Source organism: Sphingobium sp. TKS, from assembly GCF_001563265.1.
GTDB lineage: Bacteria > Pseudomonadota > Alphaproteobacteria > Sphingomonadales > Sphingomonadaceae > Sphingobium.
Genome location: NZ_CP005089.1, coordinates 41,223 through 53,908 on the forward strand (window position 1 = coordinate 41,223; position 12,686 = coordinate 53,908).

At 60.4% G+C, this 12,686-nt stretch carries 12 protein-coding genes and 7 pseudogenes; 9 read left to right on the forward strand and 10 right to left on the reverse strand.

The window, feature by feature from the left end; genetic code table 11:
• Positions 1-5: 5 nt before the first annotated feature.
• The 3 genes from K426_RS29580 to K426_RS29590 form a co-directional block, all read right to left on the reverse strand.
• On the reverse strand, positions 6-347 hold the full coding sequence (locus K426_RS29580) for a TrbC/VirB2 family protein (RefSeq protein WP_059153595.1): 342 nt from the start codon (positions 345-347) through the stop codon (positions 6-8).
• A 21-nt stretch (positions 348-368) separates the two neighbouring features.
• The gene (locus tag K426_RS29585; protein ID WP_059153594.1) at positions 369-1,034 is read right to left on the reverse strand and encodes a lytic transglycosylase domain-containing protein; all 666 of its coding nucleotides are present in this window, start codon (positions 1,032-1,034) and stop codon (positions 369-371) included.
• Positions 1,035-1,431: 397 nt separating this feature from the next.
• The gene (locus K426_RS29590) at positions 1,432-1,740 is read right to left on the reverse strand and encodes a hypothetical protein (protein WP_020819813.1); all 309 of its coding nucleotides are present in this window, start codon (positions 1,738-1,740) and stop codon (positions 1,432-1,434) included.
• A 255-nt stretch (positions 1,741-1,995) separates the two neighbouring features.
• Between K426_RS29590 and K426_RS31990 the strand changes: the two genes are divergently transcribed.
• Positions 1,996-2,148, forward strand: a complete 153-nt coding sequence (locus K426_RS31990; RefSeq protein ID WP_006949649.1) for a hypothetical protein — start codon at positions 1,996-1,998, stop codon at positions 2,146-2,148.
• Between the two features lie 80 nt (positions 2,149-2,228).
• Here the strand turns inward: K426_RS31990 and K426_RS29600 are convergent, their stop codons facing one another.
• The 3 genes and pseudogenes from K426_RS29600 to K426_RS33230 form a co-directional block, all read right to left on the reverse strand.
• Positions 2,229-3,095 (reverse strand): recombinase family protein, encoded by an 867-nt coding sequence (locus K426_RS29600; protein WP_006953933.1) that lies wholly within the window; start codon positions 3,093-3,095, stop codon positions 2,229-2,231.
• Positions 3,096-3,237: 142 nt separating this feature from the next.
• A pseudogene (locus K426_RS33225) lies at positions 3,238-3,411 on the reverse strand (Tn3 family transposase); the annotation flags it as partial.
• 3 nt (positions 3,412-3,414) lie between these two features.
• Positions 3,415-3,639: pseudogene (locus K426_RS33230) on the reverse strand (DUF4158 domain-containing protein); the annotation flags it as partial.
• 354 nt (positions 3,640-3,993) lie between these two features.
• Here K426_RS33230 and K426_RS29615 point away from each other — a divergent pair.
• The 7 genes and pseudogenes from K426_RS29615 to K426_RS31045 all read left to right on the forward strand — a co-directional run.
• Positions 3,994-4,269, forward strand: coding sequence for an AbrB/MazE/SpoVT family DNA-binding domain-containing protein (locus K426_RS29615; RefSeq protein WP_059153592.1), 276 nt, complete (start codon positions 3,994-3,996; stop codon positions 4,267-4,269).
• Complete coding sequence (locus tag K426_RS29620) at positions 4,266-4,664, forward strand: type II toxin-antitoxin system VapC family toxin (RefSeq protein WP_059153591.1); 399 nt, start codon at positions 4,266-4,268, stop codon at positions 4,662-4,664. The genes K426_RS29615 and K426_RS29620 overlap by 4 nt, the downstream gene beginning before the upstream one ends.
• Before the next feature lie 2 nt (positions 4,665-4,666).
• Positions 4,667-5,286 (forward strand): annotated as a pseudogene (locus tag K426_RS29625) (histidine phosphatase family protein).
• Positions 5,287-5,650: 364 nt separating this feature from the next.
• Entirely contained in the window at positions 5,651-5,821 is a 171-nt protein-coding gene (locus K426_RS31040) for a transcriptional regulator (protein WP_082749269.1), read from the forward strand.
• A 175-nt stretch (positions 5,822-5,996) separates the two neighbouring features.
• Positions 5,997-6,275 carry a type II toxin-antitoxin system ParD family antitoxin gene (locus tag K426_RS29635; protein WP_082749270.1) on the forward strand — a complete coding sequence of 93 codons (279 nt, stop codon included), beginning with the start codon at positions 5,997-5,999 and terminating at the stop codon, positions 6,273-6,275.
• On the forward strand, positions 6,275-6,571 hold the full coding sequence (locus K426_RS29640) for a type II toxin-antitoxin system RelE/ParE family toxin (RefSeq protein WP_066564857.1): 297 nt from the start codon (positions 6,275-6,277) through the stop codon (positions 6,569-6,571). The genes K426_RS29635 and K426_RS29640 overlap by 1 nt, the downstream gene beginning before the upstream one ends.
• 96 nt (positions 6,572-6,667) lie before the next feature.
• A pseudogene (locus K426_RS31045) lies at positions 6,668-7,125 on the forward strand (histidine phosphatase family protein); the annotation flags it as partial.
• A 137-nt stretch (positions 7,126-7,262) separates the two neighbouring features.
• On the opposite strand, the pseudogene K426_RS29645 reads toward K426_RS31045, so the two are convergent.
• A pseudogene (locus K426_RS29645) lies at positions 7,263-7,679 on the reverse strand (DDE-type integrase/transposase/recombinase); the annotation flags it as partial.
• Between the two features lie 26 nt (positions 7,680-7,705).
• Positions 7,706-10,720: a Tn3 family transposase gene (locus K426_RS29650; RefSeq protein ID WP_019054268.1), complete on the reverse strand. Its 3,015-nt coding sequence runs from the start codon at positions 10,718-10,720 to the stop codon at positions 7,706-7,708.
• Between the two features lie 131 nt (positions 10,721-10,851).
• Between K426_RS29650 and K426_RS29655 the strand changes: the two genes are divergently transcribed.
• On the forward strand, positions 10,852-11,412 hold the full coding sequence (locus K426_RS29655; RefSeq protein WP_066564861.1) for a recombinase family protein: 561 nt from the start codon (positions 10,852-10,854) through the stop codon (positions 11,410-11,412).
• A gap of 33 nt (positions 11,413-11,445) precedes the next feature.
• Here K426_RS29655 and K426_RS29660 read toward each other — a convergent pair.
• Positions 11,446-11,823, reverse strand: a pseudogene (locus K426_RS29660) (IS6-like element IS6100 family transposase); the annotation flags it as partial.
• 61 nt (positions 11,824-11,884) lie between these two features.
• A pseudogene (locus K426_RS29665) lies at positions 11,885-12,268 on the reverse strand (DUF4158 domain-containing protein); the annotation flags it as partial.
• Positions 12,269-12,686 lie beyond the last annotated feature (418 nt).

Sequence of the window (12,686 nt, forward strand, 5' to 3'; positions counted from 1 at the left end):
CCCGATCACCCCGTAATCGTGTCGACGATCCACGGCGCGGAGAACACGATCACCACGCCAACTACGACCGTGACGAGCATCTGCACCGACGCGCGGCCGAGGAACCACAGAAGGCCAACGACGATGATCGCGATGATCGCCAGCGTGCGGAGCAAGCCGTTGCTCAGCAGGCCGAGAATGTTGTCGGCCAGGCCTTCAAAGTTTGCCTGCGCAAAAGCCGGCTCCGCTATGAGCAGGCTTGCCAGCAGCGACAGGGGCAGCGCGCGCGCCATGAGCGGCGAGGGCTTGAGACGCGCGAGCAGCGCGTCGAGCCGGGATTCAGCCTTGATCTTCCAGATACGAAACATTCGACAACTCCTATCTTCGCCTTACGAACCAATCCGCGCGTGTTGGGCGCGGCCGAAAACATCCCACGCAGGCGGTGCAGGCGGTGGAGCCGCCTCCATGTTCTCCGCTGCGATTTCCGCCAGCTCCACCGGCACACGACCGGCGCCAGTGTCGCTCACGGCGGCGCTGGCGGGCTGATCGCCCACGATGACAGTCGGGATTGCGGTCGCAGGCCGACCGCTGACGCGGCGACCTGCATTCTCCACGCGGGCGACATAGCCGTTGCGGAAACCTCTCGATTGAGAGCCTGTGTTATACATGCTGAGTGCGACCCGAAGGGCCTCTTGCGGGGTGCGACCCGTCTTGGCCGAACGGAAATTGGACAGGAGCACACGGCCTGCCGCTTCGACATTGGCGCACTGCTTGAAAACAGTGTCCCACGTCAGGCCGAGCCAGCCCATGTTGCGTGAATTGATTTGGCCGAGGCCGAGATCCACGCTGTAGCCGCGCGCAACATAAGAGCGCGCGGTTGCGATAGCCTCCGCCTCATTGCGCGGACGGCGCGGCTGACTGGCCACGCCGTTGACGTTGATCGCAAAAACATAGTTGGAAGATTCCGCATCCACGATCGCGGCGATCGTATGCGGCGCTACCGCTGGGGCGCATTGCGCCGCCAGCGAAAGAACGGCTCCGGTTTCGAGGAACACGTTCCCGCTCCCGGTCAGTTGCGCGGCTGATAGTAGGTCTGTTGCCGCCCGTCAGTCCAAGTGACCGTCAAGCGACCAGGCCTCCCATCATCCGGCTTCTTGTATTTTGTCTTGGCGATACCCCCGCCCGTGCATGTCGGGAAGCTGCCGCCGAGAGCCAGCACCCGCCACAGTTTCGTTATCGGTGGAACACAGGCTGGATATTGCGTCGGACCACCCGGGTTGGAGATGCACAGAACAACCTCACATGCCCAAGTATTATCCGACGCTACAGCGGGGGTCGATTGCACCGCAGCCCCCACCAAGGCGGCCGCGAGCGCGAAATTAAAAGCTTTCATCGCTTTCTCCCTCGTCATCGAGATTTATGCACATATCACGATGAGGGGGAAAGGGAAGCCTAAAACGCCAATTTGTTGCTGCATTGTTTGTCGGGGACCAATCGGATATGGTCATCCTCATATCCGTAATCGAGCACGACATGCCGCACGGCACTTGACAGTCGCTTGTATGTTTTAAGCGTCGGTTGCTCGAATAGGCAGACATTCAGCCACTTATCGCCATGCCACGATACTTTAACGTTGATGATCCATTCACTCGACGGCAACTGCGCAATCTCGACCGCTTGGATCATTCCCCCAGCGGGGCGGCGGGTGGTTAGTTCGCGTTCCAGGATCGGATCATACTGCCAATCGTCGCTATGCGGCATCGTGATTTATTCCCTTTTACCGATAAGGATATGTCTATCCTCGCTTTGACGGCGAGGGCAACCCGGCTTGTCCTCTCTTGCCGTGCAACCACATTACAGCCATTAAGCGTGTCAACACGCTTATTCCGGCACCACATCAACCTCTTGTGTTTTAGACCTATGGCTCGCCCGAAAAGACAGGAAGACCCCCTTCTCCCGGTTCCCTTGCCCCGGCGTCGGCCGAGCCGCGCGAACACGCGCAATCTCGCAGCGTCGGTGAAACCCGAGCTGGCGGCAGAGATCAAAAACCTTGCTGAGCGCGAACAAACGTCCGTTGCCGCCCTGGTCGAAGAGGCGACGATTAATCTCTTGAAAGCACGCGGGATCGAATATCCCGACTATCTGCGCCACTACCGCAAGTTGGCGTGACGAGCGCGTTATAGGCCCAGTCGGCCCGAAGCTGCGATTTTGGCCAGGTTGAAGAACGAACACTGAACGCTTGATTGATTCTACCAGGACCGTTGCTGACCACCGACCTCGTAGATATCGGCTTCCATGGAGCAATTGTAGCTCTCTGCGATGTTGAACATCTCGGAGAGGAGGCTTTGGATTTCCTCATCAAGGGAAATGCCATCCGGATCGGGGTCATAGGCGACGGTCAGTTTGTAATCACAATTGCCGTTTTTTACCATGGCGTAGTCGCGTTCCAGCATCGCCTCAATCCGCTCCCGAGCGGGTTTTCTACCTCTTCCACGCTTGTTGAAGTTCTCGATAATCAGATGCAGGGCGATGCTGGCAGTGGGCGGCTTTTCCGGCAGTTTGGTCTGTGACGGAATAATGTCGAGCGCCCGATAGACGGTCATTCGTGAGACCTTCAGGTCGCGGGCAACGCGGGCCTTGCTGGCGCCGGCGGCAAGGCGACGGCGGATTTCATCGTCATCGACGTTCTTCTTCCGGCCTTTGTAAACGCCTTCGGCGCGCGCCGCTTCGATCCCGGCGCGCTGACGATCCTTGATGAACTTCAGCTCCATATCGGCGACCATGCCGAGTATGGTGATGACCATTCGCCCCATGTCGCCCGCCGTCGTCACCTCTGGCTCAAGGATGCGCAGCGAAGCTCCCTTTTCATCAAGCTCATGCACCAGGTTCAGGACATCGCGCGTGGAGCGGCCGAGCCGGTCGAGCCGCAGCACGACCAGCTCGTCGCCGGTGTGCATAAACTGCATGATCGTTTCCAGTTCCGTGCGCCCGCTCCGCGAGGCCCCCGATCCGGTCTCGGAACGGATAATTTCGCAACCTGCATTCTTGAGGCGGCCAATCTGGATATCCAGATCCTGGTCCGTGGTGCTGACGCGGGCATATCCGATACGAGCCAAGTGCAAAATCCGTCACATTAGGGTGGCTCTTGCAGTGTATCGTCACATTGAGCGCAAACCCACCCTTTTGTGACAGACGAATGGTGTCACTCGGCCCTATCACTCTGGGGTGTACCCAAATGTTATAGGCCGATCAGCCGCCTCACGCTGCAAGCCGTCCAAAATCAATCCGGTCGTTCAGGTCGAGGTCGAAGCGGCCATAAGGGTTCACATGACTGTAGATCAACGGCGTGAGACCACGATAATCTTCCGGCGTCATCCGCCCCGCCCACTTCGGCTCAACCAGTACGGTCTGAAGCATGCGGGTGTTCACATAACCGGCTATCTCGCCAGCCTCGACACCGAGTTGCTCGGCCAGGTACGAGAGGCCATCGGTAGGGATTGAGCCGGGATCGATCGCGAAAAACCCCAGGGAAGCGAAGAATTTCAGCTGCGCGGCGAGGCCAAGGCGCGTCAGGGCCGGCTTCGAATTTACAAAATCAATATCGGCAAAGCTCAGGCTCCATCGTCCGATCAAATCCCCGCCCGGAATACTCCGATCCATCAACCCACTCCCTATGATGGAGCGAACTGTCCTCTTCTATGATTTCCATCGTCAATACCGAATGCCACGTTCCCAAAACGTTCTCCGACTTGGCCAAAATCGCAGCTTGGGGCCGACTGGGCCTATACTGGTCACACCGCCGAAAATGGGAAGATAACGACGAAATGGGGGGATGCATCTTGCCCCTCGATCAGGCCCTCGACTACATCGCCAGCAACAGCATCTTCTGGATCTGGACCTGACGAAAAACGTACAAAGTCGAGCTTAGTCACTTAGACTTTTTGGCTATCAGGATTGCGGCCTTGAAAATAAGGCGATTCTGCATTACCTCTATTCGATACGGAGGTAATAGCCATGACGACATTAAGCATAACGGCGCGGGGCCAGGTGACTTTCCGGAAGGAAATTTTGAAGCATCTCGGCATCCAGCCCGGAGGCAAGATCAGGCTCGACCTACTGCCCGATGGGCGGGCGGAATTGAAAGCGGATCGGCCCAAAGGGTCGTGGCGGGAGCTGCACGGAATGCTCAAAGGAAAGGGCAACGGCCCCCGGTTCACGATCGAGGAAATCAACGACGCTATCGCAGACGCGGGCGCTGCTGCCGGTATGGCCGGTCTGGACGATAAATGAAGATCACGGCCGACACGAACGTCTTGCTGCGCCTAGTTCTGGCGGATGACGAAGCACAGGGCCTCGCCGCCGTCGAAGCGATGGAAAACGCAAGCCTTGTTGCCATCAGCGTGCATTCGCTGTGCGAACTCGCTTGGGTTTTGGAACGACTCTACAAGAAAGCTCGGTCCGAAATTGCCACCGCGATTCGGGGCGTGATCGAAGCGGAGAACGTCGTCGTCAATCGCCCTGCGGTCGATGCCGGCCTAGCCGTCCTCGATGCCGGCGGCGATTTCGCGGATGGGGTGATCGCCTTTGACGGCCAATGGCTCGGCGGGGAGACGTTCGTGTCCTTCGACAAAACGGCGGTCAAACTGCTGGACGGGCAGGGAATCGCTGCGCAACTGCTGAAATAGCCATGAGGGCGATATTCATCCGACCTGGGGAAAGCACTGGCAACGCCGGTGTTCCCTGTCACGACTTGGCGACGATCGCGCTGACGGAGCGCGACCACGAACAGGCGCGCGCGATCACGGCGAACTGGGTCGAAGCACCTGCGCTCATCGTCACCTCGCCCTATACCCGCACCCGGCAAACCGCCGCACCGACCATCGCCCGCTTTCCCGACGCGCCGGTGAAGACGTGGCCGATAGAGGAGTTCACCTATCTGCAACCGGCGCGCTGAACGGCACGCACAGCGCCGAACGGATGCCGCACCTCGAACGCTATTGGAGCGCGGCCGATCCTGATTATTGCGACGGGGAGGGGGCAGAGAGTTTCCGCGCCTTGCTCCGGCGCTGCGACGCAGCGCTGGCGCGCTTCGCCGCCATACCGCCTGCATCGCTGGTCTATGTGTTCGGCATGGGCAGTTCATCCAGGCCGCGCGCGCGATCGTCGCCGACGCCCCTCTGAACGATCGGGGCAAGATGCGCGCCTTCTGGCGCAAAGGCGAGCCGCCCGCGGATCAGCAATGCGGAGCGGGTGGGGTTTCATAGGGCGGTGGACCGCTGGGAATGTGCGGCGGCCGTCACTGCCTGACGCCTATAATCTCAATCCCGCTTCGCCGAAGCGTCCAAACGGCGCGATCACGCGCAAGACCGCTTGCGGGCTTGTCGGAGCGGTAACGCGGGGATAGAGCCGCGCCCGCAGGACGCGCCAGACATTCTATTATTATATCGTAATGACTTAATAATGATAGCGATGTGCTATACAAATGATAGATATTATCGCGCCACTGGCCGGCCGTTCCTGCCTCTCTCAAGCGCAACTGAAAGACGATAGCCGCCATAGTCTCGATCCGGCTGCGTCAATGAAACCCCTGAATCTACGGGAAAGGGAGAGGCTATCAGAGTCGCCTTGAACATGTTGGCAATATTTGCCATATGGGTTTGAAGATAGTGCGATGGCGACCATGCAGGAAAGGCGCGAGGCGTTCAAACGGGATGCCGTGCGCGCATGGGAAGAATATCAGGCGACCGGCCTGCACGCGACGATGGAGGAAGTCGATAAATGGCTAGAGAGCTGGAGAACGGCAAACGAGCTGCCCCGCGCCTATGTCACTAATAGGCAATGAGCTGCCCAAGGCACCGAAACGCCGCGTCCCGCGAGGCGATGGCGGAAATAGCGGCAGGAAAGGGCGTCAGGTTCGACAACGTTGAGGCGCTGATGGCAGACCTCCATGCGGACGATCTGCCTGCCTGACAGGCCCGCTATGACAATTTTGCCGTAATGGCATTGGAGTTACACCGATGGCGACCATGAATGTATCCCTGCCCGATCCTCTGCGCGATTACGTGCAGCAGCGTATCGACAGCGGCCAATATGCCAGCGTCAGCGACTATGTGCGCGATCTGATCCGGCGCGATCAGAGCGTTGTCGTGGACGAGGAACGCTGGTTGAAAGACCTCGACGCCTCCATTGAGGCAAGCCTGAAAGAGATGGAAGCCGGAGGCGGTCATGATCTCCATGACGTTTGCGCCGAAATCATTGCCGATATTGAGGCGACCGCCGATCGCAAGCAGCACTGATGCAGGTGCGGCTATCGACGCAAGCCCGTCGCGATTTGCAAGGAATCAAGGAATGGATCGCGCCCAACAATCCGGCGCGAGCTGTGACGTTCATCGAAGAATTGCGCGATGCGGCGGCCCGGATCGGGACGATGCCCCATGCCTTTCCGCTGATCCCACGCTATGAACGGCATGGCATCCGTCGCCGGTCCTACAACGGTTATGGCATCCTCTATTCGGTGCAGTCCGATCGCGTCTTCGTGCATCGCATCATCGGCCCCGGCCAGGATCACGACCGCGCCTTGCGGCTGAATTGAGGCTTAAGCGATGATCGGACCCAAAAACTCCACACCATTACCGGCGCGTCGGGAAAGCGGGCCTGCCTCGCTGCGTCTGTGCTGGACGGGACGACTGCCCGCACCCGGCAAACCGCCGCACCGACCATCGCCCGCTTTCCCGACGCGCCGGTGAAGACGTGGCCGATAGAGGAGTTCACCTATCTGCAACCGGCGCGCTGAACGGCACGCACAGCGCCGAACGGATGCCGCACCTCGAACGCTATTGGAGCGCGGCCGATCCTGATTATTGCGACGGGGAGGGGGCAGAGAGTTTCCGCGCCTTGCTCCGGCGCTGCGACGCAGCGCTGGCGCGCTTCGCCGCCATACCGCCTGCATCGCTGGTCTATGTGTTCGGCATGGGCAGTTCATCCAGGCCGCGCGCGCGATCGTCGCCGACGCCCCTCTGAACGATCGGGGCAAGATGCGCGCCTTCTGGCGCAAAGGCGAGCCGCCCGCGGATCAGCAATGCGGAGCGGGTGGGGTTTCATAGGGCGGTGGACCGCTGGGAATGTGCGGCGGCCGTCACTGCCTGACGCCTATAATCTCAATCCCGCTTCGCCGAAGCGTCCAAACGGCGCGATCACGCGCAAGACCGCTTGCGGGCTTGTCGGAGCGGGGCTCTGTTGCAAAGATTGGCGGCAGTCAGAGGTAGGCTGTCGCTCTGCGCCGATCAGGCGGCTGCTGCGAAATGGTGGTTGAGCATGCCCATGGCCTCCGTCAGCGCCGAGGGCCCAATGCCAAAAGCTCTCTCCACAAGGCGCACCTCGCCCCTGATGCCGGGCTGCAGGCACCAGGGGCGAGCCTGTCCTTTGCGCAGGGCTCGCATGACTTCGAATCCCTTGATCGTGGCATAGGCCGTGGGGATCGATTTGAAACCGCGCACCGGCTTGATCAGTATCTTGAGCTTTCCGTGATCGGCCTCGATCACGTTATTGAGATACTTCACCTGCCGGTGGGCCGTCTCCCGGTCCAGCTTTCCTTCGCGCTTCAATTCGGTGATCGCTGCACCATAGCTCGGCGCTTTGTCGGTATTGAGCGTGGCAGGCTTTTCCCAGTGCTTGGGTCGTGCGGCTGAGCGGAACAGGAAAGTGTCGTAAGGGGCATTATTTTCTTTCAAAAGTCCCATTTGGAATTAGGTTGACGTAGCGGTCTGAGGCCGCCGTTTGCGACGGCGTCGGGCACGGAGAAATCGTAGCGCCCGAGGAAATTGATGTGACGCCAGGATATCGGCGAGAGTCGAGCGATATCGGCGGGCAGTGGCGGCGTCCCGGCCTCACTGAGTTGGCGCACGGTTTCTTGCATGTAGACAGCGTTCCAGTGGACGATGGAGTTGAGGGCGAGACCAAGGACGCCAAGCTGCTCCTCCTGGCCCTGGCGCAGAGGGCTTCTGATTTCGCCCCGATCGCCGTGATGGACGCGCCGACCGAGCTTGTGGCGCAATTCCTGCCGGTTGAGCTGAACCAATATCCGCCGGCGGAACGGTCGATCGTCGATGTATCGCAGGATGTGCAGCGTCTTGATGATGCGCCCCAGTTCAGACAGCGCCTTGGCCAGGGTCGTTGGGCGGTCTTTGACCTGCAGCATGCGCATGACGCCTGCGGCCTTGAGGTGGCCGAGCTTGAGCGATCCGGCCAAACGGATCAGGTCGGACCAGTTTTCCCTGATCAGATTGATTTTGATCCTGCCCCAGGCAATCTCATCGAATTGTCCGTAGCTCGCCTGGCGGTCGATGCGCCACAGCTTCGCGCCGCCGATGTCCGCCAGACGGGGGCTGAACCGGTAGCCCAAGAGCCAGAACAGCCCGAAAATCGCGTCGGAATAGGCGGCTGTGTCGGTCATGATCTCCAGAGGTTCGAGCTCGGTTTCCTGTTCCAGCAGGAGAGCCAGGACGACCAGGCTGTCGCGCAGCGTTCCAGGGATGACCGCTCCGGCCAGACCACTGAACTGGTTGGAAATCATGTTGTACCAAGTGACGCCGCGCTCCTGGCCGTAATATTTGGGGTTGGGGCCGGCGTGTATGGCGCTCGACGGAACGACAAACCGCATGCCGTCGGCGCTGGCCACCTCGCCTGCGCCCCAATGTTGGACGATATCCAGGCGACTGTGAGCGGCAACGATCGCGGCGTTGGCCGCGGCTATGGTCTCGGGCCGAATGAAATTCTGACCGACCCAGGAAAGCCGGTCGCGACGCAGAGCCGCAAATTCCGGGCGCACAACCGGCTCAAGGCCGATGTTACAGGCGCCGCCGACCAGGGTCGCGCAAAGGCTTATCTCGAAGTGCTCGACGGTGGCCTGACGCTCGCTCAGATGGGTAAAGGACTTAGCAAATCCGGTTCGCGCCATGACTTCAAGCAAGATGTCGGGCATCCCCGCCTTCGGCATGCGCGTTTGGACGGCGGCGCGAAGCGCACGAAGGCGCTCGGGTTCATCAAGCTTGTCGAGGGGCGTGACCACAATCTGGGTCTTGTCGGCGACCGTCTCGAAACGCAGGTCCAGATTGTCGCCCGCGCGCCCGGCGACATGACGATATGCCTCATCGAGAAGGCGGGAGAGACCGTCGATCTCAGTGTCGGCTTCCAGAGATCGGCCCAGGGCGCGTGCTACCATCAATCTGGAATTGTGCCAGGACTCGCCCTCGAGCATCCCGCGCCGGGGATCCCCGTATCGGATGCCGGGCTTGGCGAACACGTCGCGACGCTTGATCGCGAGACGCCATGCATCGATGATCGCGAAGACATAGGCTTTCGGGTCTCTCACCCTGCCTTCATGATCGAGGGCATGTTGCCTCCACGCCTTTGGGATCGCAGCGGTCGGTGCGCCGCGCATCTTGGCGAGAGACGACCAGTCGTCCACGCCCTTGAGGTAGCTGATCGCGGCCTTGACGTTTTTGCCGCCCGGGGCGGCGTCGATCTCGATGCGGGTGGTGATTTCAAAGAACAATCGCCGGGCGCCCCGCCATTTTGTTCGCAGTTGATCATATGGCTTGGTCTCTGCGGGCTTGGCGATTGCCTCCACCTTGGACATGGCGGCCTCGATGTCGGGACGGGGCAACCGCTCGAAGAGCACGTTTCGCCATTCATTGAGGGGCAGCCCGTCGTCGGTCAAAACCAAGAGACCCATCGCGTGGAGCAGCATCGCTGCGCCATCGAGATCGCGCAGGCTACGCAGGCGGGCCTGCTTGTCGGCGGCTTCAGCCCCCTTCACCAAGTCGGCAAGCAGAGCCTCGGCCAGCTCGGCAGCGTCGTCCTGGGCCGCCGCTTCGAGCGTATGGAAGAGCGCGGCTACGGTCGCGGTTCGACGAGGCTCCTGAAGGACAGCGATAGCCGAAGGCTTGCTGACGCGCGCCACCCGCGCGAGGCGCTCAAGGGTTGTGGCTGGAACACCGCGTGGTGGCGCCGGTCGCAGATTGAACGCCCGGACCGCATCGAGCCGATCAAGATGGCGGAAGAGCTCGGTCGGCATGCGCTTGGAGGGAATGGTCCGCAGCGCGTCCAAGGCGGCGAACGTGGATGTGTCGCCATCGTCAAACAGAGCGGCGATGCGCGCGCGCTGGTCATCGCTCAAGCTGGTGACCAGATGACACCAAAGCCTGGTCCGCGCACGATCGCGGATTCTGCCGACCAATCGCTCGACGACCGTGACGCCCGGCAGCAGCACCTTGTTGGCGATCAGCCAGGCCGCAGCTCGATCAATAAGGGGGCCGGGCCGATCGTCGCCGCTCCAGCAAAGGGCGTAGAGCCATCGGGTCAATCGGAACCGCGCCACCGCGTTGTCGCCAAAGTCCGTGAAGCCGCAGTGCGTCCGGATGAGCGCGAGGTGCCGGATGCGCCGGCTTCCCGCAAAATAGGCTTCCACGTCCGTGCCGGGTTCAAGAGCGAGTTGTTCGATCACGGCCGCCAGGACCGACGCGGGGATTTCGGCGGGCGAGACTGGAAATGCGCCCAGAAACCGGGCGCTGGTCAGCATCACCGCAAAGCCGAGCCGATTGTGGTCGCCGCGCAGAGTTCCAATGAGGTCGCGATCAGTTTGGTCAAAATGGAAATATCGCGCGAGCTGGTCGGCCGACGGTTCGCCGTCGAAGCGGGCAAAGCCCTGACGCTGGGCGTCAGTGAGGTGACGGGTGGGCATACCGTGCGAAACTTTCAACTTTTGCGAAGGCGGAGGCTTGTGCCGAAAAGTAAGGCTAATTTCTTCGCAAAACATATGTGCGAAATGAAATCATTTTGCAGTAACTTTCGCACGTCCCTTGGAGCCGCCGCATGAAGCTCGGCTATGCACGCGTTTCCACCGAGGATCAGAACCTGGAAATCCAGCGCGGTCGTCTCTCGGAGGCTGGCTGTGAGTTGATGTTCGAGGAGAAAATATCCGGAGCCGCTCGCGGCCGACCAGAGCTCGAAAAGCTCATGGGACACCTGCGCAAAGGCGACGTCCTGGTGGTCGCTCGCCTCGATCGTTTGGCGCGATCAACCATTGAACTTCTGCACATCGCGGAACGCATCAAGGAAAAGCAGGCAGGTTTACAATCGCTTGATGAACCTTGGGCCGATACCACGTCCCCGTCCGGCGTGATGATCATGACCGTGTTCGCTGGGATCGCCCAGTTCGAGCGGGCCCTCATATTGAGCCGAACCGACGAAGGTCGAAAGGCTGCGAGGGCGCGCGGCGTGGCTTTCGGCCGCCCAAAGAAAATGCGACCCGATCAAGCTGAGCTCGCTCGCCAACTCGTGCTCGAGGGCAAGTCCATCAGCGCCGTCGCAAGGACTTTCAACGTTCACCCGGCGACCATCTATCGCTGTATCGAGCCAAGCGGTTCCTTATGACACTTTTCTGTTCCGCTCAGCCGCACAACCCTGCTTCAGGCCTCGCAGGGCCTTGCCCAGGAACCGCTTCGCTGCCTTGGCGCTGCGGGTCGGCGACAGGTAGAAATCGATCGTGTCGCCCCGCTTGTCGACTGCCCGGTACAGGTAGGTCCACTTGCCCCGCACCTTGACGTAGGTTTCATCCAGGCGCCAGCTCGGATCAAAGCCACGCCGCCAGAACCAGCGCAGCCGCTTCTCCATCTCCGGGGCGTAGCACTGGACCCAGCGATAGATCGTCGTATGGTCGACCGAAATGCCGCGTTCCGCCAGCATTTCCTCAAGGTCGCGATAGCTGATCGGATAGCGACAATACCAGCGCACCGCCCACAGGATCACATCACCCTGGAAATGGCGCCACTTGAAATCCGTCATCGTTCCGTCCGTCCAATCTCCGCCAAGCATGCTCAAGCTTCACGATTTTTGCAACAGAGCCCTCAAGCATGGCATTGATCGACTGGCCGCCCGGGCACAGCTCGCCAGCAATCCATTCCGTCAATTGCGCGCGATCCACCCGCTTCATGCGGTGATATCCAGGATGGATCAGGATCTCCGCACAATGCCGTCGTGCTGTCCGACTGGAAAAGTCATAACCGGCTATCTCGCCAGCCTCGACACCGAGTTGCTCGGCCAGATACGAGAGGCCATCGGTAGGGATTGAGCCGGGATCGATCGCGAAAAACCCCAGGGAAGCGAAGAATTTCAGCTGCGCGGCGAGGCCAAGGCGCGTCAGGGCCGGCTTCGAATTTACAAAATCAATATCGGCAAAGCTCAGGCTCCATCGTCCGATCAAATCCCCGCCCGGAATACTCCGATCCATCAACCCACTCCCTATGATGGAGCGAACTGTCCTCTTCTATGATTTCCATCGTCAATACCGAATGCCACGTTCCCAAAACGTTCTCCGACTTGGCCAAAATCGCAGCTTGGGGCCGACTGGGCCTTATAAGCGTGCGCGCACGCTTATTCTTGCCAACCCCTTAAACTTGAGCCAGTTATGACGCGCTGATTCCGCCTTGGAGTCGGCGATTCATCTGTTGCGTGCGGGGTGGCTCCCCGAGGCGACAGGGCAACAAAAAACCCTCGCTTGGCTGAGCGAGGGCTGTTTGTGCCACCGAAGGTGAGCGCGTCTAACTTGGCTCCCTTTATCGGTGGTGCGGCAGCGAAAGTCAATCTCGAAAGCGTGCTTTCGGGAGCGATGGCGCTTGGCCTCGCGGGACCGACGAAGGGAGGTCCGC